Origin of the sequence: Mesorhizobium sp. M4B.F.Ca.ET.143.01.1.1, from assembly GCF_004792275.1 — a bacterium.
GTDB lineage: Bacteria > Pseudomonadota > Alphaproteobacteria > Rhizobiales > Rhizobiaceae > Mesorhizobium > Mesorhizobium abyssinicae.
The window spans coordinates 103,475-127,704 of sequence record NZ_SRSR01000014.1 but is presented as its reverse complement, the minus strand read 5'-3'; the positions used below and the strand labels follow the sequence as shown (position 1 = coordinate 127,704).

Genomic DNA, 24,230 nt, shown 5'->3' with positions numbered 1-24,230 from the left:
TGTGGAGACACAAAATGATCTTCAACACCATTATTGTACAACTGGACATCGATTCTCCGGCGTCCCCCCGCGCGCGTTATGCCCAGGAATTGGCGCAACGGTTCGATGCCACACTGATCGGTTTCGCCGCGGCGGATGCCTATGTCTTTGTGTCGGGAGACAATGGCGCCGCTGCAGCTGCGGAGATAATGCGCCAACGCAGGGCGGAAATCGAAGATCGCCTGAAGGTGATGCAGGAGGAATTCCTCCGCATTGGCGGGGACAGAGCTTTCTGGCGCGAGGAGATCGGAGATCCGACAGGTCTGCTCGCGATGCATGCCCGCGCCGCCGACCTTATTGTCACGGGAGCGCCGGCAAAGGGCGTCGCCAGCGATCGCCACCGTGTCGTAGATGCCGGTAGTCTGGTGCTGTCCGCGGGCCGGCCGGTGCTGATTGCGGTCGATAACCTGGCTCCGCTCAACCCAAAGAATGTTCTTGTCGCCTGGAAGAACACGCGCGAGGCAAGGCGCGCAGTCAGCGATGCAATGCCCTTCTTGACAGGCGCACAACATGTGCTCGTGGCGACAATCGAGGAACAGGGCCAGAGAAACGCACGCGAAAGTGCCGAGGACGTTGTCCGGTTCCTGGCGAGGCATGGCGTTAAGGCAAGATCCGAAGTTATAGGCGTCGGCAATGCAGATCCCTGCGAAGCCGTTGCCGAACTCGCCCGTGCGATGGATGCAGGACTTGTGGTCGCGGGCGGCTATGGTCACAGCCGGATCCGGGAATGGGCCTTCGGCGGCATGACACGCTCCCTGCTGAAACAGGGGGCAATCAATCGACTGCTATCAAACTGAGGCGGCGTCCCGGCGGGTCCTTGCGCGCAGCGGCTCACCGACGCCCTTGTTCTTCGACCGCCTTCAACCGCACGACTGAAACCGAGCAAAGCGCCTGTGCTACCACCTTGGTAGAAACACTGCCGAGGTGCCGGCGAATGGCGGAAGACGCCCGTGCCCCGACAACGATATGCCCGACGTCGTTGTGCTCAGCGTAGTTGAGGATCACATCGGCGGGGCTGACCGCCTCCAGAACATGATAGCTGATGCGATCCTCCGGCAGATGTAGCGGGCGGGACCAATCCTTCAGGGCAACCAGCCGCTTCAAATATTCCGAACGGCCCGACTCGTCCACCGTGGGCGTGTCGCCGATAATCTCGGTCTTCAGGACTGTCACACAGGCCAACCACGAGTCTTCTCGCGAGCCAAGGACGCGCGCGGTCTCGCTCAGAACCTCCCTGGCCAGCGGATCGTTTCCGTTGGCCAGATCGACGGCGACCAAAACAATGGATGGTCCGGCCAGAAGCCTGGGATCTGCCGGCATCCCGACAAGCAACTTGTCGTCAGTCTTGCGAAGCAGACCGAGGATCGTGGCCCAAATTCCCTTGCTCCGAGGCAGGTGCCGCGTCACCACCACCTGATCGGGGTTCCTTAGATCGGACAGCACGTGAGCGGCATCGACATATCGCTTGGACCTGTCCACCTCCATGCACCGAAGCGTGATTGCCTCCAACCACCGCGGGATGGCTCCGTTCAGGTCCCGCGGTGGCCTGGGGGCGTGGTAGAGCCGTCGCTTCATTCCGGCGAAAGTCGCCGGTCGCCCGAACGGTTCTTCGCCAGTTGCCAGCTGGTAAAGAATGCAGCCAAGCGCAAAAAGATCGCTTGCAGGGTCGCCTCTTTCGGCAAGCACTTGTTCGGGTGCCATGTAGGCGGCGGAGCCCATCGGCACGGAGCTTTCCGCGCCGAGAAGATCGGGAAGCTCTGCATGCCGCGCGAGCCCGAAATCGAGAAGCACCGCGCCGCGCTCGGCAAGAATGACATTTTCGGGCTTGAGATCGAGATGCACCACTTTTTGGCGATGCAGGGCGGCGAGCGCCTTGGCAATTTCGGAGCCGACCCTCGCGACCTCGTCAGCTGGCAGTGGCGCATTGCTGATCAGCTGGGCGAGACTTGTGCCGGCCACGAACTCCATGGCTATGAAAGGAATTTCTGAAAGGTTTCCTGAGGCCACGAAGCGGGGTACATGCGGACCTGACAAGCGCCTGAGGATCAACTCTTCCGCCTCGAAGCCCAGTATGACGGAGACATCGCCTCCCGGATCCAGGAAAGGGACTTTCAACACCAGCGGGAAATCGAACTGCGGGCTGTTTGCGCGCCAGAGCGAGGCCATGCCGCCGGACGGCAGTCGTTCGACCAGTTCGAAACCATCAATGATTGCCCCTGATTCAAACCGCTGCACCCGATCGTCTCCAACAACCCTATCGTCCGATCTTCAATCGCATGCCCAGCCATGCCGGCAACCCAGAGTCAGCAATCTTTCGGGCGGTCTCTTCGTAGTCGTAAGGCACACGGATCATGGAGACCTCGTGCCGCTGCGTATCGACGAGGGCGAAGCAGGCCGCCGGATTGCCGTCGCGAGGCTGGCCGACCGCTCCGACGTTCACGACGAGCCGTCCGACCGCGGACAACGGCGCAGCCACATTGGCCAGCGGTTGAAAACAGATCGGCCGGCGACCTGGCAGCGCGTAGTAGATGGCCGGAATATGGGTGTGGCCGCAGAAGACGAAACGGGCCACGCTTGAAGACAGGCAGCGCTCTGCTGAATCCACGTCGCGGATGTATAGCCATTTTCCCGGCCGTTCGGCGCTGGCGTGAACATATTGCCGGTCTTCCGACGTCAACGACACCGGCAAACGGGACAGGAAATCGACATGCGCCGAGGTCAAACGCTCACGCGTCCAACTGGCCGCTGTCCGAGCATTCTCCGTCATGCCGCCCCTGTTGAAGGCTATCGCTTCGTCATGGTTTCCCATGACGCAGAGCGCGCCTCGATCGACCAGGTCCGCAGCCGTCTCGAGCGCATAGACTGGGTCGGGCCCGTAGCCAACCAGATCGCCAAGCAATACCAACTCGTCCCATCCGCGCTCGCCAACCACCTCGAGAACCGCATCGAGCGCCTCGCGGTTGGAATGGATGTCAGACAGGATCGCGATGCGCATTCGTTTCCATCTGGACCTTGCAAGCTCGCCCTACCAGTCAAACAACGGCGCTAACAAAGTCAATGGGACCGCATGCGGTCCAACAACCCTCGTGCTTCGCTCGCCTAAAGCGAGACCCCGTCTCCGCGGAGCGGTGGCGCCGGGTTCACCGAAGCCGAGGCCGCCGCTCCCGTTTTCGGTATCTGGTTGAGGACCAAGCGAATGATCAGGAGGACATATCCAACTTGCAGGACGACCAATGTGAGCAAAGCCCCACCGAGTGCGACCCAACCCGAACCTGTTTCCACACCGATCCAGATCGCCACGACAAACGACGTCACGAGCATGCCCACCAGAAATTGCGGAAAATACATGGCGGCCTGCCCCGATCATTTAGCGACAGGGCTTTCAACAACCTCCGGGGGCACCCGCGCTTTGAGTTGAATCAAATCTTACCGTGGATATTTCCAATCCATTCAGGCGCGCAGAACCTAAGTATGTGCATAAGGCCAAGTTCGGCGTTCGGGCAGGTTCCTGGTTTTCTCACATGTTGTAGCGCAACCAAGGCGGCCCCTGCCGCCTCGGTCGGTGCGGGCTTCGAGCACACCCAACAATGCTGCCCCCGCGGCCTGCGCCGACCACCTTGATGATGCAATTGCGATGCAGCCAGCTCTCCTCATGCCAACATCGCAAAGTCCGTCTTTTTGGCGTTAAGGCAAACAGTGGCGCCCATGCCATCCTCGGCGGATGCAATGTCGTCTGGGTCCCCCCACTAAGTAGTTTCCCGTAGGGACTTAACCGAATTTCGCTTTCCTCCGATTCGCGCGATTGCTGATGCCACGGATCACGGAGAAGCAGCCATGTACGCTCACACGACCTCCACAATTTCACTGCCGCCACACGTGCCACAGTCGAGCCTCCCGGCAGTTCTGGACAGCGTGCCGTTGCAGCCCATCAACTTCTACCCGGCCGGGTCGGAAATCTATGCGCAGGGGGAAAAGGCCGGAGCTCTCTACCAGGTCGAGTTCGGCGCCGTCCGCATCTATCGCCTCCTTGCCGACGGCCGCCGGCAGATAAGTGCCTTCCATTTGGCTGGCGAGACATTCGGTTTCGAAGCCGACGCGACACATCATTTCTTCGCCGAAGCAATCAACGCGACCGGCATCCGGGTCTATCGGTTCGCTGCCGGGGCGGATGTCTCGCGCCAGTTGCTGCCCCTGGCCCTCAAAGGTTTGACCAGGGCGCAGGAACACCTCCTGGTCCTCGGTCGCCAGAATGCCATCGAACGGGTGGCCGCGTTCCTGGTCGACATGGCAGAGCGGCAAGGCGGATTGCGGCAGGTCGATCTGCCGATGTCTCGCGCGGATATCGGCGACTATCTCGGACTCACGATCGAGACCGTGTCGCGAGTCTTCACCCGGCTGAAGGACAAGGGCGTCATCCGCCTGCTGAACCTGCGCAGCATAGAAATCGTCAAGCAGGACGCGCTTCAATACATGAGCGAGTGAGGTCGCGCGCCTTGGAGAGACAGGACAACGGCGCCGCACCTCGGATCGGAGACCATATATAACGATGGTTAGCACGCTTTCCACGCATACCGGGTTTCGCTTCGATGTACGCCGCGCACGCCCCGAAGATGAGCCCGCCCTGGCGGAGTTCTTCACCCATGTGACGCCGCAAGATCTGCGCTTCCGCTTTCTCGGTGGAGTGAAAGAGGTCTCGCATGAACGGCTGGTAGCGATGACTCGCTCCGACGATCCGCATATCAATAACTTTCTCGCGTTCTCGACTGACGGAGCGTTGATCGCAGTGGCGACACTCGCCAGCGACGCTGCCGACCGGCGCGGCGAAGTCGCTATCTGCATTCGCCAGGACCGCAAGAATCTCGGCGTCGGCTGGGAACTGCTTGCCTATATCGCAAGGTGGGCCGACGGGATCGGCCTCGAGACAATCGAGTCGATCGAAAGCCGTGAGAATCGCGCTGCAATCGAGCTTGAGCGCGACATGGGATTCACTGTCACCACAGACCCCGACGACCCGACACTTCTCCTGGTTCGGCGAAAGCTCGGCACCCCCCTGCCCCGGTAACGACCGGTCTCGCGCAGATGCGGGCCGGCAGCGAAGCTCTTGTTCAGACGTCGAGGATTTCCCTGGCGACGGCGGCTTCCTCGTCTGCGGGAATGACAAGGACGTCGACCCGGGACTGCGGGCTGCTGACCAATCCTTCGTCGTTCTGGTTCAAATCATTGTCGACCGCAACGCCAAGCCATTCGGCGGCTTCGCAGATCTTTTGCCGGATCACAGGTGCGTGCTCGCCAATGCCGGCGGTGAAGACGAGGGTATCGAGACCTCCAAGGGCCGCGGCAAGTGACCCGATCTCGCGCCCGACACGATAGATGAAGAGATCGACGGCTCGCGCGGCTGCAGGGTCGCTCGAGCCCAGCAATGTCTGCATATCGCCCGAGATGCCGGAGACACCCAGCAGACCGGATTCCTCGTAGAGAAGGTTGGACAGCTCACCCAATGACAGCTTTTGGTCCTGCAACAGGTACAGGATCACGCCAGGGTCGACCGTGCCGCAACGTGTGCTCATGATGAGGCCATCAAGCGTTGAGAACCCCATAGTGGTGGCGACGCTTGCCCCCGTCTTCATCGCACATAGGCTTGCTCCGCTGCCCAGGTGGGCAACGATCACCCGGCCGCCGGCGCTTGCGCCGTAGCGGCTGCGAAGTTTCGTTGCGACGTGGCTGTAGGAAAGTCCGTGAAAGCCGTAGGCAATCACGCCTTGTTCCGAGAACTCGCGCGGCAAGCCATAGAGCTTGGCAAGTTCCGGCCGCCGCGCGTGGAAGGCCGTATCGAAGCATCCGACCTGGAGGGCGTCAGGCAATAGCCGAGCTGCCAAGCTGACGATTTCGAGATTGATGGCCTGGTGGATCGGGGCGAGCGGCTCCAGCAGATGCAAGGCCTTCGTCGTCTCTTCATCAAGGATGGCTGCTTTGGAAAAACTCTGTCCGCCATGAACGATCCTGTGACCGACCTTGCCGATCTGGCGCAGGAGTCCGCGGTCCGCAAGCAAGGAGCCCACGACTTCGAATGCGCTGGCGATATCGATCGACCCTGCGCCCAAGCTCCGATCGATCCCGGACGACAGCGCCGTTGGAGCGACGTGAAGCCGTGGACGTTGCCGGATTGACGATATGCTGCCGCGCACCAGCAGGTGAAGGTCGTCACGCTGCTGAAACACCGCGAATTTCAGACTCGACGAGCCACCGTTAAGGACAAGAATCGCGTCATTCATGATCTGTCCGCCGCGCCCGCCAACGGACCCCGACTGCCGATCCGTTCGCCGCACTGATTTCCACCGGCTACTACTCCCACTTCCAGCCGAGGATCTCCGGCATATCCTGCCCATGGGCGCGGATATAAGCTTGGTGCTCGATCAGCTTGCCTTCCATGATCTGTTTCAGTCCGACTCCGGTCGGCTCAGGGATACGGTCAAGGACACTCAGCACCAGATGATATCTGTCCAGGCCGTTCAGAACCGTCATGTCGAAAGGCGTCGTCGTCGTGCCTTCCTCGTTGTAGCCGCGCACGTGGATATTGTCGTGGTTGGTGCGCCGATAGGTCAGCCGATGGATCGTCCAGGGGTAGCCATGGTAGGCAAAGATGACCGGTTTTTCTTTGGTGAACAACGCGTCGAAGTCGCGATCCGACAGCCCGTGCGGGTGATGCTCCCTGGGGTGCAGCGTCATCAGGTCGACCACGTTGACCACCCTGATCCGAAGCTGCGGAACATGGTGCCTGAGTATCTGGACGGCCGCCAGCGTCTCCAGGGTCGGAACGTCGCCGGCGCAGGCCAAGACCACGTCCGGCTCTGCTCCGCCGTCAGTTGAAGCCCAATCCCAAATGCCGATGCCCGCTTTGCAGTGAACGATCGCCTTGTCCATCGAAAGCCACTGCCATGACGGCGGCTTGCCGGCCACGATGACGTTGATGCGGTCCCATGTCTGCAGCACATGCTCGGTCACGCAGAGCAGACTGTTGGCGTCCGGCGGCAGGTAGACGCGCACGATATCGGCCTTCTTGTTGAGGGCGACATCAATGAAGCCGGGATCCTGATGGCTGAAGCCATTGTGTTCCTGGTGCCAGACATGACTCGACAACAGGTAGTTTAGCGACGCCACCGACCGTCGCCAGGGAATTTCACGACATGCATCCAGCCATTTCGCATGCTGGTTGAACATCGAATCGACGATGTGGATGAACGCCTCGTAGCAGGAGAAGAAGCCGTGCCGACCGGTCAGCAGGTAGCCTTCAAGCCAGCCCTGGCAGGTGTGTTCCGAGAGAATCTCCAGAACCCTTCCGTCGCGCCCGAGATGAACATCCTCGGGCAGGATCGTTTCCATCCAGGCGCGCTCGGTAACCTCGAACACGTCTTGCAGCCGGTTCGAAGCCGTCTCGTCCGGGCCGACGATGCGGAAGTTCTTCGCGCCATCGTTCAGTTCCATCACGGCGCGCAGGAATTTGCCCATCACTCGCGTTGACTCGGCCTTCACCGCGCCGGGCCGTTCAACGGAAATGCCATGGTCGCGCAGTCTGGGCAGTTCAAGGGACCGGCGCAGCAAGCCGCCATTGGCATGCGGGTTGGCGCCCATTCGCCTCGTACCTTGCGGAGCAGTGGCACGTATCGTGGCCACAGGCGCACCCATCGCATCGAACAGTTCTTCAGGCCGATAGCTCCTCATCCACTCTTCGAGCATCTTCAAATGCTCGGGGTTTTCCGCAAGGCCGGACAAGGGAACCTGATGGGCGCGCCAGAAGCCTTCGGTTTTCAGCCCGTCGACTTCCTTCGGGCCGGTCCAGCCTTTGGGGCTTCGCAGCACGATCACTGGCCACTTCGGCCGGCGTTTTGCAATTTCGCCACCGCCGCGAGCCTCGCCCTGGATTGCCCCGATGCGGTCGAGCGCATCATCGATCACAACCGCCATCCTCTCATGCATTGCCCCCGGTTCATGGCCTTCGACGAACAGCGGCTCGTAACCGTAGCCGACGAACAAGGCGCGCAATTCGTCTTCCGGGATGCGGGCAAGGATGGTCGGGTTGGCAATCTTGTAGCCGTTGAGATGCAGGATCGGCAGCACCGCGCCGTCGCGCGCCGGGTTGAGGAACTTGTTGGAATGCCAGGCGGTGGCAAGTGGCCCGGTTTCCGCCTCGCCGTCGCCGACCACGCAGGCGACGATGAGATCCGGATTGTCGAAGGCTGCGCCAAAAGCATGCGAAAGCGCGTAGCCCAATTCGCCACCCTCATGGATCGAGCCCGGGACATCCGGTGCAGCATGGCTCGGAATCCCGCCCGGAAAAGAGAACTGCCGAAACAGCTTGCGCATGCCTTCTTCGTCCAGAGATACGTCGGGATTGAGCTCGCTGTAGATGCCCTCGAGATAGGTGTTGGCGACCATGGCCGGACCGCCATGGCCTGGGCCGCAGACGTAGACCATGTTTGCATCCCTGAGCCGGATCGCGCGGTTGAGATGGGCGTAGATGAAGCTCAGGCCGGGCGAAGTCCCCCAGTGCCCTAGCAGCCGCGGCTTGACATGTTCCAGCTTCAAGGGCTCCCGAAGCAGCGGATTGTCGAGCAGGTAGATTTGCCCGATCGTAAGATAGTTGGCGGCGCGCCAATAGGCGTCAACGTCGTGCAACTCCTGGTCCGACATCCGTTTGTTGCTGTTGACTGTTTTTGCCGATTGTCCGGTCATCTTACTTGGCTCCGTTGTCTCATTTTGCGAAAGCCCGGGGATTCCGCGTTGGCCATGGGCCACCAACGCATCGCGCGACTTTCAGTTCATCACCTGATCGGCGCGGCCGCTCGCTGCATCGCTAGCATTGTGCAAGCTGGGCGTCGCGCTGGTTGGAACCGCGGTCATACTGCCACCAACAATCAGGCTTTGAGCCCATCTCGCCAGAAGTGTTTCAGGACCTCAAGGCAGACCAGCACTGCCAACCCGGCCGCCAACGTCACGGCGAGGTCGTCCAGGTGCAGCGGTCCGAACTGGAAGAGGCCACTTGCGAGTGGCCATGCAAGTGTCCCGCCCAGCGCCGCGGCAACCACCACGACGACGAAAGCAAGCGATCGGTTTGGCCGGATCAACGCAACAAGCAGCGACTCGCTGAACGTACGGTTGACGAAAATCAGCCCAACGATCGTCAGCACCAGCGAGAAGAATGTCAGGGCGCGAATCTCATTCTCCGGCATTCCCCAGCGCAAGGCGACGAGGAAGATGCCAGCAACAAGCGCGAATGCCAGCAGGCCCTGCACAACGCTCCACGCGATCAACGAGCGCGAGAAGAGCGCAGCTTCCGGATGTCGCGGCGCACGCCTCATCGTGTCGTCCTCCTCGGTCTCCGCTTCAAAGACCAGGGAGCAGACCGGATCGATCACCATCTCCAGAAAGGCAATGTGAATAGGTCCGAACAGGATAGGCAGCCCAAACAGCAATGGAAGGAGGGCCAGACCCGCAATCGGTACGTGCACGGCAAGAATGAAGCCCATTGCCTTGCGCAAATTGTCGTAGATGCGGCGGCCCAGCCGGATGGCTTTGACGATCGACCCGAAGTCATCATCGAGAAGGACGATGGAAGACGCCTCCCGCGCGACGTCCGTGCCGCGCCCTCCCATGGCAATGCCAATGTCGGCTGCTTTCAGCGAAGGCGCGTCGTTGACGCCGTCTCCGGTCATGGCAACGATCTCGCCATTGGCCTTCAATGCTCTGACGATTGCCAGTTTCTGCTCGGGCATGATCCGCGCGAACACCGTTGCGGTCTTCACGCGCGCCGACAGGGCTGCGTCATCCTGCGCCTTGAGCTCTTCGCCGGTGACGACATCGTTGAAGTCGAGCCCGGCCCCGCGGGCGATAGCTCTGGCTGTCGCGGGATAGTCCCCGGTGATCATGATCACTCTGATGCCGGCGGAGCGGCAATTGCTCACCGCGTCCGGAACCTCCGCTCGCAGAGGATCGGCAAGCCCGACGAGACCCAAGAATTCAAATTCGAATTCAGTCTGCTTGTCCGGCAGTTGATCGCCAGCATGGCTGGAACGCGCGACGCCCAAGACGCGCAGTCCTTCCGTGGCCATGGCGTCCACAACATCCTTGAGCGAAGCGACACGATCCGCAGGCAGACGGCAGAGTGCCGCGATGGCCTCCGGCGAACCCTTGGCGGCAATCAGGTAGTCGTTGCCCTCAGCCGATAGCCGCCAGGCGTTCGACATTGCCAGCAGTTCAGGACGCAACCCGTAGGCGCGGGCCAATTTCCAATCGGCACCCTCAGCACGCTTCGCCAGGCGCTCCTGGGCAAGCTTGTGGAATGCCCTTTCCATCGGATCAAAGGGAATTTCGGCACTGGCAAGCGCGCCGATCTCGACCAACTCTGCAAAGGCCGCTGGCATCTCCTTGCTTGAGCTGTTCAGGCGAAGCAGTTTTCCATCGGCCGTTCTCATTTCTGCAATTGTCATGCGATTTTCGGTCAGCGTTCCGGTCTTGTCGGTGCAAAGGACAGTTGCCGAGCCAAGCGTCTCGATCGCTGCTGCGCGACGGGTGAGCACGCGCGCCTGCGAGATGCGCCAGGCACCCATGGCCATGAAGATTGTCAGCACCATGGGAAACTCCTCGGGCAGCATCGACATGCCGAGCGCAATGCCCGCCAACACCGCATCAAGCCATCCGCCCCGCAACAAGCCATAAAGCACGACCGCGAGAACGCTGACGGCGCCGCCGACAAGTGCGAAGATGCCGACAAGGCGTTTTGTCTGTCGCCGCAGGCGGGGTGCCTCGGTTTCCATGGTGCTCAGCGATTGCCCGATCGCACCGATTTGGCTGAGCGGCCCGGTTGCCAGAACTTCGCCAATGCCTGAACCGCGAACGATGAGTGATCCGGAAAATGCGAAAGGCAGGTCGTCGCCCCCCGGCCTGCATTGCGCCGGCAGATCGGCATCCCTGGCAGCAATCTTGCGCACCGGAACAGACTCGCCGGTCAGCAAGGACTCATCGGTCTGGATATCCCGGCTCTGGATGAGCACGATGTCGGCCGGAACGCGATCCCCCTCGCCCAGCACGACCGTATCGCCGCGCACCACCTCGCGACCCGCAATCCGCTTGCGTTCGCCGTCGCGTATTACCAGGGCGCGCGGACTGGTCAGGTCGCGCAGCGCCTCGAGGACACGCTCCGTCCGCGCCTCCTGGACGATGGTAATCCCAACCGACAACGTGGCAAATGCAAGCAGGATCAACGCCTCCTGGAGATCGCCAAGAAGCAAATAGACGCTACCTCCACCTAACAGCAGGGCGAGCATTGGCTCGCGCACGACCTCGATGGCAATCCGCAACGGCGTGCGGCGACTGGGCCTGGGCATTTCGTTGAAGCCTTCGGTGGCAAGCCTTGCCTGTGCTTCGGCCTCGCTGAGGCCGGGCATTGCAATGGTGGATGAAGCGGATCGAGACATTTGGCCTTGTTCGAGTCCCAGCGTGCCGTCTTGCATTTTCCCGTGTGACGAAAATTGAATTCAAAGATGCGCGATCAGCTTTCGTCATTTGCGAAGGCGCCGAGCGCCGGCGCGTCCAGCGCTCGGCGCATCCGTCTGATGATTGCGGCGCGACCCCGTTCGTCGGCCGCGGTGTTGACGGCCTCCGTGACGTCGAGGAGAAGCTTTGAAAGATCGTTGTGCCAATCCAGCCGGGCAACCTTTTCCGGCTTCAGGCGGCGCGGCTCGTTGGCGTCGACCGGCAAACAGCCTTGGGACGTCAATTGGAAAGCGCTATCCAGCTCCGGCATGATGATCCTGTCCGAAGGAATCGGTCCAGCCAGCCGGCCGCTGAGGCCGACCAAGCCTGCTTCTTCACCATGCGTCAGGAACACCGTGTGCTTGACCGGAGTTCGAGCCAAGGCCCAGGCGACGAGTTCGCTTGCGTCGGCATGGCCAGAGTAGAGATCGAACAGGCTGATCCGGGCCTTGACCTCTACCTCTTCGCCCTGGATGCGCACACGCCGCGCGCCGTCGAGCAGTATCCTTCCGAGTGACCCTTGAGCCTGGTACCCCGCCATCATCACGGTCGCGTTCCGCCGCCAGAGGTTGGCCTTGAGATGATGGCGGATACGCCCGCACATGCCGCTGGCGGCGATCACGACGAAAAAGCCTCTCAGGCGGTTGATCGCCTTGCTTTGCTCGATGGTTTCCGTGAAGCGCAGTTGGGGTGAACTGAGAGCCTGACGCAGACCGTCGACTTGTTCGATGTCGTCGGCATGTCTTTCGAAGATCGTGCTGGCACGTGTCGCCAGCGGCGAGTCGACGAAGATCGGAGCAGTCGGCACCTCTCCCGCTTTCATGAGCAGGTGGAGGTCTACCAGCAGTTCCTGTGTCCGCTCGACGGCGAAGGAAGGAACGATAAGGGGGCCGCTCGCCTCGGCAGCGCTGCGCACCACGTCGCCGAGCATGGATCGCCGCTGTTCAGGCGCAACGTCCGGGCGGTCGCGGTCGCCATAGGTCGATTCGCAGATGAGATAGTCGACACCGGCCGGGCCCTCCGGATCGGTATGCAGCGGCTTGTGACCGGGTCCGATATCGCCTGAAAACAGTATGCGCATCGGCATGTTCTGACGTTCCACGTCGATCTCTAGCTCAACCGATGCGGAGCCGAGCAGATGGCCGGCGTTCCAAAAGCGAGCCCGAACGCCTTGGGCTACGGTGGTCCATGCGGCGTATTCCAAGGCCCGAAAAAGGGTCATGCACGCTGCTGCATCCTGCTGCCTGTAGATCGGCTCGACCGGCGGCCGCCCGCGCTGCGCATTGCGGCGGTTAAGCTGTTCCACCTCCATCTCCTGGATATGCGCCGCATCCGGCAACATGACCGAACAAAGATCGATTGTAGCTCGGGTCGTGTAGATTGGCCCGGCAAAGCCCTGCGTGACCAGCTTTGGCAGAAGGCCGCTGTGATCGATATGAGCATGCGTCAGGACGACGGCGTCGATCGCTTCCGGCGGGAACGGGAACGCGCCGTAGTTCAAGGCCCGCTCCGACTTCGATCCCTGGAAGAGGCCGCAATCGACGAGGATCCTCGCGCGTGGTGTTTCGATCTCGTAGCAAGAGCCGGTAACACCGTGGGCTGCGCCGTGGAAGCGCAAAACAGGATCCGTGCCTCGACTGGCGTTCATGGGAATCATGCCCTAGTGCGACAGGAGAACGGGCAGGCGCAAATCCGAGAGAATGCCTTCGGTCGCCCCACCGAGCACGAAGTCCCTGACGCGCGAATGACCGTATCCACCCATAACCAATAGTTTGCCGCCGATTTCGAGGGCATGCTCCTGGATAGCGGTGGCGATCGAGCGCGCCCCCGCCTAATTTGATGCGGCTTCGGCCGCCAGACCGCGCGTCCTCAGGCCTTGCGCAAGGCGTTCACCGATGTCTTGTCCCGGCAGCGGCTTTTCGTCCGTCACGGTCACAACCGTGATCATCGTGGCAAGCTCCAGAAACGGCCGTGCATCGGCAACGGCCCGCGCAGCCACGCGACTGCCATCCCAAGCGATGACGACATGGTCAAGGGCGCCGACATCCGTGGCGTCAGGAAGCAGCAGGGTCGGTCGACCCGATCCGAACACGACCGCCTCGGCTGTCATTCGCGCCGTCTGGTTGTCCGGCGCCCATCCGACCAGGCAGATGTCGAAGTAGCGGCACTGCTCGGCCGCTGTGTCCCCAATTAGGGCCGGTGGCGCGGTCAGCTCCTGCGTCGTCAAGCGGACCCCGCCCTGCAATGCTTCTTTTGCAACTGTTTCCAGCAAGTTCTTGCCGAAACTGCGACTGGTCGCTTCGGCCTCCCTGATCTTGTTGGGAAGGTCGAGCAAGAAGCTCGACAGAGCGTTTGAAACGTCGGGAATGTCGACATTGATGGCGACCGCGTGCAGCGTCGCTCCAATGCGCCTGGCAACCGCGACTGCATTAGACGCGGTCTTTGGTGTGTTCGCCTCCGGGTACGTCGCCAGAGACAGGGATACCATCGGCTTCATCATATTCGCCTCCTTTGCGGCGAGGTCGGGCCACTGGATGCCGGCGCTGCTGCGACATCTATGGAGGCAGTGGACGGCGTGCGCATTGATTCACCGCAAATGCAGCCGTCGGTGGGGCCGAGGAACAGGCACTCACTCGGCAAGCCCACCTTGACGCCGCGAACGCTGACATTCAGCAGAGCCAGGGTATCGACCGCTCGGTCGCAGAGAGGGCCTAGATAATTTGCGTCTCGTTTCGCCGGCAATGCTGCAGATGCGCGTTTGCCCTCCTTTGCGTTGATGTGCGTCAAGGCGAGGTGGTCCACGACCCTACTATGGTCAGGGTCAGCAATGACTTTGGAGACAACGGATGAAGGAAGAGATCAGAAAGAAGATCGTGACGCTGTTGGATCAGCATCGGATCATGACCATCGCAACGCTAAAGCCCGACGGCTGGCCGCAGGCGACCACCGTCGGCTACGTGAACGAAGGCCTTACCCTTTACTTCCTCTGCGGTCTGGAAAGCCAGAAGGCTGGGAATCTGACGCAGGACGATCGCGTGTCCTTGACCATCGATCACGACACGCCGCAGGTGATGGAAATCACCGGACTTTCCATGGCGGCGCGAGCCCAGGCGGTGACAGACCTGGCCGAAGCGGAAAAGGTCCTGCGGATGCTGCCGCTGAAGTATCCGCAGCAAGTCTCGCTGCCAGGACCGATGCCAACTCCGGATCAGGTGCGCATATTTCGCGTGATGCCTACGGTCATCTCGGTGCTCGACTACTCCAAGGGTTTCGGCCACACCGATGTCGTCACTTGCTGATCGCGCTCGCCCCCAAGACAACCTTTGGGTTGCGTGAGCGAGGCCGGCAAAGCCAAGGCATTCAGACCCGGCGGGCTAACGGTCCCACCCATACGATGGGTCCTAAGTGGATTCTGGGTTTGTTGGTGATCTGTAGCCTTCGTTAGGACTCGGGATGATATACCGCTATCAGACGTTCAAGTTCGTCGATGGCAGACGACTTGGAAGCTGCTCGCCCTGAAGTTCCGGCGGCACCTCCAGCCCGGATCACGCCCTCCATTTTCGGCAGCTCATGCGCGATGCCGTTATGACAGTCGATGCAGGTCGCTTCGCCGGCAGGCAGGTAGCGCCTATGGTTTCAGCGACTTTCCGCCCCGCCGACGGACCGGCTTGAGCCAGGGCGTCCGGACCTGGCGCGACCTTGCGCTTCGCGAAGGCGATGTCGCTGTGTTGCCGGTCTTCGGCCTGCGCGGTCACAACCAGACTGGGCCGGGTCAGGCGAGAGCACGGCGGCCAGTGATTCTCTCGATGTTGATGCGGAAGAAAAGGTGAGGCGGACTGGCAACCTTGTCCTCGGATTGAGGCGTCTCGCTGCCAGGTTCCCACCAGTTGGGGCGTGCCTTCTGCAACAGCGACCATGCATGGTCGCGCTCATTCTGCCGGGGGCCTTCGGAGAGTTCTTCATAGCGCCCGAAGGCAACGACACTCCACCAGTTGCGTGGATTACGGATCTCGTCGACTTCGACGCAAACTTGAGGATTTCCGCGCATCGCCAAGACCTTCTGACCAACCAAGGAGAAGCTGTAGATGTGGCCGTGTTCGTAAACGAAGCTAATCGGCACAACGTACGGCATCCCGTCGCTTACGCAAAGGCGCCCGACCCTGCTCGCGGCTAGGTGCATCCTGGATTCTTGGGCGGTCATCTCACTGATGATCACGGGACTCCCCCGGTAAAGAGCGTTCTTCACGCTGTGCATCTCGATGCTGCGTAAGCGGCTTCCACGAGAAGCACGATCGCTCGCCGGGCTACTCGCCGTGTTCCAAGCACCACTCTAGCAAAGACGACGACGGGTGCCCTGATCCAAGTTGCGCTGTAATCAGGAACCGCCTTGTGGCCCTCTCAAGCGAGCCAGTCCGACATGCCGCCACCTCAATGCTTCGCGCAATCGCATTATAGCCCATGGAACAGGCTCCACGAACCGCTTTTCGCTGTGACTTGGGGGCTTACAGCACGAGGAACCCGATTGTCGCGAGCGCCATGACCAGGCTGGCAGTTTCGGCGCCGGCATTCGCGGGACAAGGACGGCGACACGAATGCGGCGGGCCACCTTGGCGAAGACTCGGAGCTCGATCCAGGCAAGACAGGGTCACTGACCCTCAACCTCAAGCCGGGCTTCTACGCAGTCTTCTGCAATGTCCCCGATCATTTCATGAAGGGCAACCATCAAGGTTCAGTAAGGGTGCCCCCAGCGCGCGCCTGCCATAGGTTGTGGCGTGCTCGGCAGAACCCGCGAGCGCATCAATACGCCGAGTGGAACGACAGCGTTTTCTCGAACAGCCATGGCGAACGTCCTATCGCTCCGACACGAGACATTGGACACAGCGATCTATATGGAGATCACTATGCCAATCGCTGCGGTGCAGAATGCGTTTGATCAGGCAATCTCTATGGCACCTTCGATCGACAGGACGGAATGCTTGACAAAGTCCTTGGTGATCTCGCCGACCAGTTTGGCGCTCAACGAGGGCTGATAGTGCCTTCGCAGCTCTCCAAGCGTGCGCGGGTCGGCGATGATCAAAACATGCTCACAGTAATCTTCATGCGACTGCTCATTGAGATAAGCGGCGACCGATCCCGCAAAGTCGTCCTCACGCAGCCGAGACTCGTCCGGATTGGCGGTTGAGCTGCGATGCCTCCCGCCGGATCCTGCGCGGGCCATTTCAAGGATGGGATCCTCGATTTCGATAAGCTCGATATGAGGTTCATGCCCCTTATTATGAAACAGTCGCAGGATCTCGCCGTCAGTTACCGCCACGAGAGTGCCGTTGTTCAGGATCATGTGTTTCTCCGACGCTGGATCAGCCGAGCGCTGTAGGGCCGTGTCCGATCTTTTCGTTTTGCTATTGGCAGGCAGGTAATGCCGGTTCGACCTGCGTCGCATTGACCTTAGTCAAGCCCAAGCGGAATGCGCCGAGTCAACTCGGGCAGAAGGCGGAATGCAGCGCCTCGATCACCGTGAGCACCTCCGGCCTCGTGATACGGTAGTAGACCGTCGTGCCGTCCCGGCGCGCCTCGACCAAACCATCGGCCCGCAGCCGCATAAGCTGTTGCGACATAGGCACCTGGTCGATGTCGAGCAGCTCTCGCAACTCGGCCACCGAGCGCTCCTCATTTCCGAGGGCGCATAGCACGAGCAAACGCTGTGGATGGGACAGGCTCCGGAGCAGTTCCGCCGCCCTGCCTGAGGCCGGGATCAAATCTGATACATTCATAATCTTGAATTTATTATCTTTGAATGTTACATGCAAGCTTGCCAATCGGGTTGGCCGACGCCGTACCTTACAATTGCGCCGCGCCGTTTGGAAATTGAGCCCGATCAACGAAGAACGCGACTTTCACCCGCAGGATGCTTCGAAGATCGAACCAACGGGAGGATCATCATGTCCCACATCGTCGTCCTCGGAGCAGGTCTCGGCGGCACGATCATGGCATACGAAATACGCGACAAGCTGCGCCGAGCGGATCGGCTGACCGTCGTCACGCTCGGCACGTCCTATTCCTTTGTACCTTCAAATCCCTGGGTGGCCGTAGGATGGCGGGAGCGCAATGATGTCACTGTCGATCTGGCGGATACCTTCAAGCGGCGCGGCATCGCGCTGCGTCCCGAAGGCGCAAAGAAGGTGCATCCGAAGGAAAACCGCGTCGAACTCAACGACGGCACCTTCGTCGACTACGACTATCTGATCATCGCGACCGGTCCCGATCTTGCCTTCGACGAGGTGCCGGGTCTCGGACCTGCCGGACATACCCAATCCATCTGCCACATCGACCATGCCGTCGCCACGCGGGCGAAGTTCGACGAACTGGTTCGCAAGCCCGGTCCAGTCGTCGTGGGCGCGGTTCAGGGCGCGTCCTGCTACGGCCCGGCCTATGAATTCGCCTTCATCCTCGACACAGCGTTGCGCAAGGCCAGGGTACGCGACCGCGTCCCGATGACCTTCGTGACGCCGGAACCCTATATCGGCCATCTCGGTCTCGACGGGGTCGGCGACACCAAGGGCCTGCTCGAAAGCGCCATGCGGGATCGCCACATCAAGTGGATCACCAACGCCAAGGTGGCTTCGGTCGACGCCGACATGATGCACGTCGAGGAAGTCGACGAGGACGGGACGACCAAAGCCAAGCGCGACCTGCCCTTCGCCTTCTCGATGATGCTGCCTGCCTTCCGTGGCGTTCCGGCGCTGATGGGGACCGAGGACCTTGTCAATCCGCGCGGCTTCGTCACCATCGACAAGCACCAGCGCAACCAGACCCATCCCAACGTCTTCGCGATCGGAGTCTGCGTGGCCATTCCGCCGGTCGGCAAGACGCCGCTTCCCGTCGGCGTTCCCAAGACCGGCTTCATGATCGAATCCATGGTCACGGCCACCGCCGAGAACATCGGCGCGCTGCTACGCGGCCAGGAACCGAGGGCCGTCGCGACGTGGAACGCGATCTGCCTCGCCGATTTCGGCGATGAAGGTATAGCCTTTGTCGCGCAGCCGCAGATCCCTCCCCGCAACGTCAACTGGTCCTCGCAAGGCAAATGGGTCCATGCGGCGAAAGTGGGGTTCGAGAAATACTTCCTTCACAAGGTGCGGCAGGGAAAGAGCGAAACCTTCTACGAGGGGCTGGCGCTCGACGTCCTGGGCATCAAGAAACTCAAGGCCATCCACATCGAGCCGGCCGAATAGGCACGGCGTTCAGGAGACAAGAATTATGACGATAGACAAGGCAGTTCTCAGGTTTGCGGGCGTCGTAGTGCTGATATCGCTCACGCTCGGCATCTACTATTCGCCTTACTGGTTCCTGCTGACGGCATTCGCCGGGCTCAACATGATGCAGGCCTCGGTCACGGGCTTCTGCCCGGCAGCGATGGTCTTCAAGAAGCTCGGCTGCAAGCCGGGTGCAGCGTTCGAGTAAGGGCCGCTAAGCCGGGAGGCGGCTCCGTCGCCTCCATATCCATTTCAACCGACTGAGATTAGCCAATGAGACCACTGCATTCGGCCCTGGCGTACATTCTTCTGGTCGGCGCCGCCGGCCTTTTTGCGATCGATACACACGCCGCCGAATTCATCGTCAAGTCCACGACCATCACCGAGATGAAGGCCGTGTATGGACAGGTGGAGAGCCGCACCATCCTGCCGGCCAGGGCAAGGATTTCGGGAACCGTCGCGTCCGTTCACGTCTCGGAGGGCGCCCAGGTGGGCAAGGGCGACATGGTCGCCACGGTCGTCGACGACAAGCTCGCCTTGCAGCTCAGAGCCGCCGACGCCAAAATCGCGGCCCTGAATTCGCAACTCGACAGTGCCCGCACCGATCTGCAGCGCGCACAGGACCTGCTGGCCAAGGGTGCTGCCGCCCAAAGCCGGGTCGACGCGTCAAAGACGCAGTTCGATGTCGTCACGAACCAGCTCGCGGCTGCGATTGCCGAGCGGGCGGTCATCGAGCAAAGCACACGGGAAGGCGATATCCTGGCCCCAGCCGACGGCCGGGTGCTGACGGTTCCCGTGGCCGCCGGCTCGGTGATAATGGCGGGCGAACCCGTCGCGCGGGTGGCATCGGGCCAGTATTACCTGCGCCTGTCTTTGCCGGAACGGCACGCCGTCGAGATAACGGAAGGCGCCCGCGTCGATATCGGCGAACGCGGCACGGGTACCAATGCCGGCTTCGTCAAGGCTGGGGAAGGCCGGATCGCAAAGGTCTACCCGGAGATCGAGAAAGGTCGCGTGATTGCCGACGTCGAAGTCGCCGACATCGGGACCTATTTCGTCAACGAGCGCACCCTCGTGTCCATACCGGTCGCAAAGCGGACCATGTTGGGCGTTCCGCCAGAGGCTCTTAGGATCGTCCACGGTATAGACTATGTCACAATCGAGACGGCGGATGGGCCGCTTGACGTCACTGTGGTGCGGGGTGGCACATTCCAGGATGCCGGCCAGCCGCGCATCGAGATCCTGAGTGGTCTTGCCGATGGCGACAAGGTCGCTCTGCCATGAAACTCGGCATCGCCGGGTGGCTTACCCGTTCATTCATCGCATCGCCTCTGACGCCTCTCTTCCTGCTGGCCGCGCTGGCGCTTGGGCTTGTGGCCTTGGTCACGCTGCCCCGCGAGGAGGAGCCGCAGATCTCCGTGCCTATGGTCGACATCCACGTCTCCGCAAACGGCCTGAGGGCCGAAGATGCCGCCAAGCTCGTGACCGAGCCGCTGGAGACGATCATAAAGGGCATTGACGGCGTGGAGCACGTCTACTCCCAAACCACCGATGATGGCGCGCTGGTGACCGCCCGCTTCAAGGTCGGCACCAGTTCGGATGCCGCGATCCTGCGCATCCACGAAAAGGTGCACGCCAACATGGATCGCATCCCCGTCGGGATTCCAGAGCCGCTGATCGTTGGGCGCGGCATCGACGACGTTGCCATAGTGGTGGTGACACTGACGCCGGCGCCGCAGGTGGCGGCGCGGTATTCCTCGGCGGACCTGACGCGTCTTGCGCATGAGCTGCAGGTCGAGGTCGCAAAGCTTCCCGATATCGGTCTCACCTACGTCGTTGGCGAGCAGCCCGATGAGATCCAGGTCGAGCCGGATCCGGAAAAGCTTTCGCTGTATGGCATCACGCTGCAGCAGTTGATGGGCAAGATCGCGGGCGCCAACCGCTCTTTCCAGATCGGCACGGTCCGCGACCGGGGTAATCAGCGGGTGCTGGTGGCCGGTCAGACGCTGCAGGCTTTGTCTGAGATCGGCAACCTTTTGCTCACGGCTCGCGACGGGCGGCCGGTCTATATCCGCGACGTTGCCAGCGTGGTGCTCGCGACGTCACCGGCTGAGAACCGCGTCACCAATATCACTAAGTCCGATACCGGTCTCGAGCGCGCGCCGGCCGTGTCGGTGGCGATCGCGAAGCGCCCGGGCACCAATGCGGTCGTCATCGCCGATATGATCGTCAAGCGCCTCGAGCAGGTGCGCGGCCAGATCTTCCCCAACGACGTCGAGATGCGCGTGACGCGCAACTACGGCGAGACGGCCAATGAGAAGGCTAACGAACTGCTCTTCCACCTGGGCCTGGCGACCGTCTCCATCGTCCTGCTGATCGCAGTAGCCATCGGCTGGCGAGAAGCGCTGGTGGTGGCCGTCGTGATACCCACGACCATCCTGCTGACCATGTTCGCTTCGCGCGTGATGGGCTACACGCTGAACCGTGTCAGCCTGTTCGCGTTGATCTTCTCCATCGGCATCCTCGTCGACGACGCCATCGTGGTCATCGAGAACATCGCGCGCCATTGGGCGATGGACGGCGGACGCTCGCGCGCCCAGGCGGCGATCGATGCAGTTGCCGAGGTCGGCAATCCCACCATCGTGGCGACGCTGACCGTCGTGGCGGCGCTGCTTCCCATGCTGTTCGTCTCCGGCCTCATGGGCCCCTATATGAGCCCGATCCCGGCCAATGCCTCGGCCGCGATGCTTTTCTCATTCTTCGTCGCGGTGATGTTGACACCGTGGCTGATGATGAAGCTCGGCGGAAAGGATCGGGTCGGCGCCCATGGCCACGCCGGCAGCGCGCAGGGCGGCGTGCTGGGGCGGATTTATATCGCGGTGGCGCGACCGATCTTGAAGTCGCGGCTCAGAGCCTGGGCGTTCCTTTTGGTCGTGGGCATTGCCACGATTGCGTCCATGGCGCTGATCTACACCGAGCACGTGACGGTCAAGCTTCTGCCCTTCGACAACAAGACCGAACTCCAGATAGTGGCGGACTTGCCCAAGGGCTCGTCGGTCGAGGACACCGACCGACTGCTCCAGGCCGCCGCAAATCGCCTGGCCTCCGTGCCGGAGGTAGTGTCGTTCCAGACCTACGCGGGCGCCTCCGCGCCTTTCAACTTCAACGGCCTGGTGCGCCATTACTACCTGCGATCGAGCCCCGAACAGGGTGACATCGCCGTCAACCTGCTTCCCAAAGGAGACCGCAGCCGCGCCAGCCATGCCATTGCGCTCGACTTACGCGAGCGCTTGATGGGCATGGCGATGCCGGCGGGCACGGTGCTGAAGGTGGTCGAGCCGCCGCCGGGACCGCCGGTGCTCGGCACACTGCTGGCCGAAATCTACGGCCCGGACGCCGAAACCCGCCGCGCGGTTGCGGCCAAGGTTCGCGAGACCTTCGCCAGCATCCCGTTCATCGTCGACGTCGACGACAGCTTCCACAACCAGCCGGAACGGCTCCGGCTTTCGATCGACCAGGACAACCTGGAATATTACAAGGTCGAGCAGGCGGATGTGTACGACACGCTGAGCTATCTCTACGGCGGTACCACGGTCGGCTACTCGCACCGAGGCGGCGGGCGCCTGCCGATCCCGATCCGCATCGCCTTGTCCAAGGCAAATGGCGTGGTCGATCAGCGTGCCCTGGCCACGCCGGTTGCCGCCAACGCGCTTCCCGGCGCGCGCGACGTTGTCGAGCTTGGCGACGTCGTGCGGGTGAGCCAGGAGCCGGCCTCCTACCCGATCTTCCGCCACAACGGCAGGCCGGCCGAGATGGTGATGGGCGAGCTGGCCGGGGCGTTTGAGGCGCCGGTCTACGGCATGCTCGCCGTGGACGATGCGATTGCCAAGGCGGACTGGGGCGCGCTGCCAAAGCCGCAGATCGCGCTGCATGGCCAGCCGGACGACGAATCGAAGCCGACGCTCCTGTGGGACGGCGAATGGGAAGTGACCTGGGTAACCTTCCGCGACATGGGCGCTGCCTTCATGGTGGCGATCCTCGGCATCTACATCCTGGTCGTCGCGCAGTTCGGCTCCTTCCGCCTGCCATTGGTGATCCTGACCCCGATCCCGCTGACGCTGATAGGCATCATGCTTGGCCACTGGGCGTTCGTCGCGCCCTTCACGGCCACCTCGATGATCGGCTTCATCGCGCTTGCCGGCATCATCGTCCGCAACTCGATCCTGCTTGTCGACTTCATCCGTCATGCGCGGAGCGAGGATCGTCCGCTGCTCGAGGTGCTGCTCGAAGCCGGGGCTATCCGCTTCAAGCCGATCCTGCTCACCGCGCTCGCGGCGATGATCGGCGCCGCGGTGATCCTGACCGACCCTATCTTCCAGGGGCTGGCTATCTCGTTGCTGTTCGGCCTCGCCTCGTCGACGCTGTTGACGGTGCTGGTCATCCCGGCGATCTATGTGGCGCTGCGCGGTGGCCCGCGTGCTGATGCTGGGCCGAGCGAACCTGTCGCAGCCGCGCTGACTGAGTATCCCGAGCCGGCAAACCACTAGATCGTTTCACCGCTTCACGGAAACGGTGAGCCGCTCTATCTCTTTGTTTTAACGCAAGTCCAGTCGGAAACCCGTTTCACAGTTTCCCTGGAATTGCGTTAGCTCTGGCGGAAATCGCCGGAGACGCCGAACATTATCACGATCGCCGCCAAGACAATCAAAACCGATGGCCCCCCCGTCAGATTGACGATGGCCGCCGAAACACCCACGGCGCCGCCAGCGACGACGGAACGCACGATAGTCTCAAGCCACCTCGGCACCGGCTATTCTCCCGTCCAGGGATTGATAGGGGCCGCGCGCCGTCACGCTGCGGTCGAGCAAACAGTCCAAAGCCGCGAGCCGATCGGACGGCAGACGGGGCAGTTCGATTTCCCGGGCAAGATCGGCTGCAAATTCGCGGAACGGTGCGAGATTGATGACGGGAACGCCGATCAGCACGGGTACCGAGAGTTCCAGCGCCTTTGCGATGAGGGCCCTGAAGCCACCGCCTTCGGCCTCGGTCTTTCCGAATTTGCACAGAACCAGAAGATCGGTCTTGCCGGACAACGCAGCTCCGGCGGCTTCGCAGGCGCGGAGCAGCCGATCGGTATTCAGAACACAGCCTCGGGAGTGGGGACCTCGATCGTCGGATATACCGTGGAGCTTGCCCGAAGCGAGATCCCGAAGGTGCATGTCGCATTTCACCCGATCAGGTTTCTTTTCGCTCAGTTGGACAAGGCCGGCCAATCGCACGCCTCGCTCGGCCATGATGGTAGTCATTTCCTGCAGGAGTGCTTCGAACTCCACGCCGTTTGAATAAACGATAGCGGTAATGGGGCAGTCAGGACGAAGGCTCTGCATGAGGGAATCTCCTTCAGTTTGT

The 24,230-nt window shown here is 61.6% G+C and carries 22 protein-coding genes and 1 pseudogene; 8 read left to right on the top strand and 15 right to left on the bottom strand.

The features are described 5' to 3' along the window. Positions 1-14: 14 nt before the first annotated feature. Positions 15-836 carry a universal stress protein gene (locus EN786_RS27750; RefSeq protein WP_127309455.1) on the top strand — a complete coding sequence of 274 codons (822 nt, stop codon included), beginning with the start codon at positions 15-17 and terminating at the stop codon, positions 834-836. Between the two features lie 34 nt (positions 837-870). On the opposite strand, the gene EN786_RS27745 is transcribed toward EN786_RS27750, so the two are convergent. The 3 genes from EN786_RS27745 to EN786_RS27735 form a co-directional block, all read right to left on the bottom strand. Further along, the gene (locus EN786_RS27745; protein ID WP_127309454.1) at positions 871-2,274 is read right to left on the bottom strand and encodes a bifunctional serine/threonine-protein kinase/universal stress protein; all 1,404 of its coding nucleotides are present in this window, start codon (positions 2,272-2,274) and stop codon (positions 871-873) included. A gap of 19 nt (positions 2,275-2,293) precedes the next feature. Next, positions 2,294-3,034 (bottom strand): metallophosphoesterase family protein, encoded by a 741-nt coding sequence (locus EN786_RS27740; protein WP_127309453.1) that lies wholly within the window; start codon positions 3,032-3,034, stop codon positions 2,294-2,296. A gap of 104 nt (positions 3,035-3,138) precedes the next feature. After that, complete coding sequence (locus EN786_RS27735; RefSeq protein WP_127309452.1) at positions 3,139-3,387, bottom strand: hypothetical protein; 249 nt, start codon at positions 3,385-3,387, stop codon at positions 3,139-3,141. Positions 3,388-3,873: 486 nt separating this feature from the next. Here EN786_RS27735 and EN786_RS27730 point away from each other — a divergent pair, with 486 nt between their 5' ends. Both EN786_RS27730 and EN786_RS27725 read left to right on the top strand, forming a co-directional pair. Further along, complete coding sequence (locus EN786_RS27730) at positions 3,874-4,521, top strand: helix-turn-helix domain-containing protein (protein ID WP_127281999.1); 648 nt, start codon at positions 3,874-3,876, stop codon at positions 4,519-4,521. 64 nt (positions 4,522-4,585) lie between these two features. Continuing rightward, positions 4,586-5,101, top strand: a complete 516-nt coding sequence (locus EN786_RS27725; protein WP_127309451.1) for a GNAT family N-acetyltransferase — start codon at positions 4,586-4,588, stop codon at positions 5,099-5,101. A gap of 43 nt (positions 5,102-5,144) precedes the next feature. On the opposite strand, the gene EN786_RS27720 is transcribed toward EN786_RS27725, so the two are convergent. The 6 genes from EN786_RS27720 to EN786_RS27700 all read right to left on the bottom strand — a co-directional run bounded on the left by EN786_RS27720 (position 5,145) and on the right by EN786_RS27700 (position 14,068). Next, positions 5,145-6,311, bottom strand: coding sequence for an acetate/propionate family kinase (locus EN786_RS27720; protein WP_127309450.1), 1,167 nt, complete (start codon positions 6,309-6,311; stop codon positions 5,145-5,147). Between the two features lie 70 nt (positions 6,312-6,381). Next, on the bottom strand, positions 6,382-8,769 hold the full coding sequence (locus EN786_RS27715; protein ID WP_127309449.1) for a phosphoketolase family protein: 2,388 nt from the start codon (positions 8,767-8,769) through the stop codon (positions 6,382-6,384). A 182-nt stretch (positions 8,770-8,951) separates the two neighbouring features. Next, positions 8,952-11,510 (bottom strand): cation-translocating P-type ATPase, encoded by a 2,559-nt coding sequence (locus tag EN786_RS27710; RefSeq protein ID WP_127309462.1) that lies wholly within the window; start codon positions 11,508-11,510, stop codon positions 8,952-8,954. A 74-nt stretch (positions 11,511-11,584) separates the two neighbouring features. Further along, positions 11,585-13,216 (bottom strand): MBL fold metallo-hydrolase, encoded by a 1,632-nt coding sequence (locus tag EN786_RS27705; RefSeq protein ID WP_127309448.1) that lies wholly within the window; start codon positions 13,214-13,216, stop codon positions 11,585-11,587. Positions 13,217-13,228: 12 nt separating this feature from the next. Continuing rightward, a complete protein-coding gene (locus tag EN786_RS38760; RefSeq protein WP_246688764.1) occupies positions 13,229-13,330 on the bottom strand; it encodes a universal stress protein in 102 nt (33 codons plus the stop codon). Positions 13,331-13,399: 69 nt separating this feature from the next. After that, on the bottom strand, positions 13,400-14,068 hold the full coding sequence (locus EN786_RS27700; RefSeq protein WP_246688763.1) for a universal stress protein: 669 nt from the start codon (positions 14,066-14,068) through the stop codon (positions 13,400-13,402). A gap of 346 nt (positions 14,069-14,414) precedes the next feature. Between EN786_RS27700 and EN786_RS27695 the strand changes: the two genes are divergently transcribed. Continuing rightward, positions 14,415-14,867 carry a pyridoxamine 5'-phosphate oxidase family protein gene (locus EN786_RS27695; RefSeq protein WP_127310531.1) on the top strand — a complete coding sequence of 151 codons (453 nt, stop codon included), beginning with the start codon at positions 14,415-14,417 and terminating at the stop codon, positions 14,865-14,867. Between the two features lie 142 nt (positions 14,868-15,009). Here EN786_RS27695 and EN786_RS27690 read toward each other — a convergent pair. The 4 genes and pseudogenes from EN786_RS27690 to EN786_RS27675 form a co-directional block, all read right to left on the bottom strand. Continuing rightward, positions 15,010-15,201 (bottom strand): annotated as a pseudogene (locus EN786_RS27690) (NapC/NirT family cytochrome c); the annotation flags it as partial. Between the two features lie 139 nt (positions 15,202-15,340). Beyond that, positions 15,341-15,784, bottom strand: coding sequence for a pyridoxamine 5'-phosphate oxidase family protein (locus EN786_RS27685; protein WP_245478313.1), 444 nt, complete (start codon positions 15,782-15,784; stop codon positions 15,341-15,343). Between the two features lie 717 nt (positions 15,785-16,501). After that, complete coding sequence (locus EN786_RS27680; RefSeq protein ID WP_127287182.1) at positions 16,502-16,906, bottom strand: host attachment protein; 405 nt, start codon at positions 16,904-16,906, stop codon at positions 16,502-16,504. Between the two features lie 136 nt (positions 16,907-17,042). After that, positions 17,043-17,339 carry a metalloregulator ArsR/SmtB family transcription factor gene (locus tag EN786_RS27675; RefSeq protein WP_127287183.1) on the bottom strand — a complete coding sequence of 99 codons (297 nt, stop codon included), beginning with the start codon at positions 17,337-17,339 and terminating at the stop codon, positions 17,043-17,045. A 168-nt stretch (positions 17,340-17,507) separates the two neighbouring features. Here EN786_RS27675 and EN786_RS27670 point away from each other — a divergent pair, with 168 nt between their 5' ends. From EN786_RS27670 to EN786_RS27655, 4 genes are all read left to right on the top strand, one after another. Continuing rightward, entirely contained in the window at positions 17,508-18,800 is a 1,293-nt protein-coding gene (locus EN786_RS27670; protein ID WP_127310530.1) for an FAD/NAD(P)-binding oxidoreductase, read from the top strand. A 25-nt stretch (positions 18,801-18,825) separates the two neighbouring features. After that, entirely contained in the window at positions 18,826-19,029 is a 204-nt protein-coding gene (locus EN786_RS27665; RefSeq protein WP_127310529.1) for a DUF2892 domain-containing protein, read from the top strand. 65 nt (positions 19,030-19,094) lie between these two features. Further along, positions 19,095-20,105 carry an efflux RND transporter periplasmic adaptor subunit gene (locus EN786_RS27660; RefSeq protein WP_127310528.1) on the top strand — a complete coding sequence of 337 codons (1,011 nt, stop codon included), beginning with the start codon at positions 19,095-19,097 and terminating at the stop codon, positions 20,103-20,105. Beyond that, entirely contained in the window at positions 20,102-23,368 is a 3,267-nt protein-coding gene (locus EN786_RS27655) for an efflux RND transporter permease subunit (protein ID WP_127310527.1), read from the top strand. Before EN786_RS27660 ends, EN786_RS27655 begins: the two co-directional genes overlap by 4 nt. Positions 23,369-23,466: 98 nt before the next feature. Here EN786_RS27655 and EN786_RS37860 read toward each other — a convergent pair whose 3' ends face one another. Then, positions 23,467-23,604 carry a hypothetical protein gene (locus tag EN786_RS37860; protein ID WP_167509424.1) on the bottom strand — a complete coding sequence of 46 codons (138 nt, stop codon included), beginning with the start codon at positions 23,602-23,604 and terminating at the stop codon, positions 23,467-23,469. A 7-nt stretch (positions 23,605-23,611) separates the two neighbouring features. Then, positions 23,612-24,208 carry a DUF2478 domain-containing protein gene (locus EN786_RS27650; RefSeq protein WP_127310526.1) on the bottom strand — a complete coding sequence of 199 codons (597 nt, stop codon included), beginning with the start codon at positions 24,206-24,208 and terminating at the stop codon, positions 23,612-23,614. Between the last annotated feature and the right edge of the window lie 22 nt (positions 24,209-24,230).

Bases quoted from the DNA above. Each gene is read 5' to 3' on its own strand.
- EN786_RS27695 (WP_127310531.1), top strand. From the start codon at position 14,415: ATGAAGGAAGAGATCAGAAAGAAGATCGTGACGCTGTTGGATCAGCAT.
- EN786_RS27750 (WP_127309455.1), top strand. From the start codon at position 15: ATGATCTTCAACACCATTATTGTACAACTGGACATCGATTCTCCGGCG.
- EN786_RS27660 (WP_127310528.1), top strand. From the start codon at position 19,095: ATGAGACCACTGCATTCGGCCCTGGCGTACATTCTTCTGGTCGGCGCC.
- EN786_RS27680 (WP_127287182.1), bottom strand. From the start codon at position 16,906: ATGATCCTGAACAACGGCACTCTCGTGGCGGTAACTGACGGCGAGATC.
- EN786_RS27725 (WP_127309451.1), top strand. From the start codon at position 4,586: ATGGTTAGCACGCTTTCCACGCATACCGGGTTTCGCTTCGATGTACGC.
- EN786_RS27740 (WP_127309453.1), bottom strand. From the start codon at position 3,034: ATGCGCATCGCGATCCTGTCTGACATCCATTCCAACCGCGAGGCGCTC.
- EN786_RS27700 (WP_246688763.1), bottom strand. From the start codon at position 14,068: ATGATGAAGCCGATGGTATCCCTGTCTCTGGCGACGTACCCGGAGGCG.
- EN786_RS27670 (WP_127310530.1), top strand. From the start codon at position 17,508: ATGTCCCACATCGTCGTCCTCGGAGCAGGTCTCGGCGGCACGATCATG.
- EN786_RS27675 (WP_127287183.1), bottom strand. From the start codon at position 17,339: ATGAATGTATCAGATTTGATCCCGGCCTCAGGCAGGGCGGCGGAACTG.
- EN786_RS27720 (WP_127309450.1), bottom strand. From the start codon at position 6,311: ATGAATGACGCGATTCTTGTCCTTAACGGTGGCTCGTCGAGTCTGAAA.
- EN786_RS27710 (WP_127309462.1), bottom strand. From the start codon at position 11,510: ATGTCTCGATCCGCTTCATCCACCATTGCAATGCCCGGCCTCAGCGAG.
- EN786_RS27655 (WP_127310527.1), top strand. From the start codon at position 20,102: ATGAAACTCGGCATCGCCGGGTGGCTTACCCGTTCATTCATCGCATCG.
- EN786_RS27715 (WP_127309449.1), bottom strand. From the start codon at position 8,769: ATGACCGGACAATCGGCAAAAACAGTCAACAGCAACAAACGGATGTCG.
- EN786_RS27730 (WP_127281999.1), top strand. From the start codon at position 3,874: ATGTACGCTCACACGACCTCCACAATTTCACTGCCGCCACACGTGCCA.
- EN786_RS38760 (WP_246688764.1), bottom strand. From the start codon at position 13,330: ATGGGTGGATACGGTCATTCGCGCGTCAGGGACTTCGTGCTCGGTGGG.
- EN786_RS27705 (WP_127309448.1), bottom strand. From the start codon at position 13,216: ATGAACGCCAGTCGAGGCACGGATCCTGTTTTGCGCTTCCACGGCGCA.
- EN786_RS27650 (WP_127310526.1), bottom strand. From the start codon at position 24,208: ATGCAGAGCCTTCGTCCTGACTGCCCCATTACCGCTATCGTTTATTCA.
- EN786_RS27735 (WP_127309452.1), bottom strand. From the start codon at position 3,387: ATGTATTTTCCGCAATTTCTGGTGGGCATGCTCGTGACGTCGTTTGTC.
- EN786_RS27665 (WP_127310529.1), top strand. From the start codon at position 18,826: ATGACGATAGACAAGGCAGTTCTCAGGTTTGCGGGCGTCGTAGTGCTG.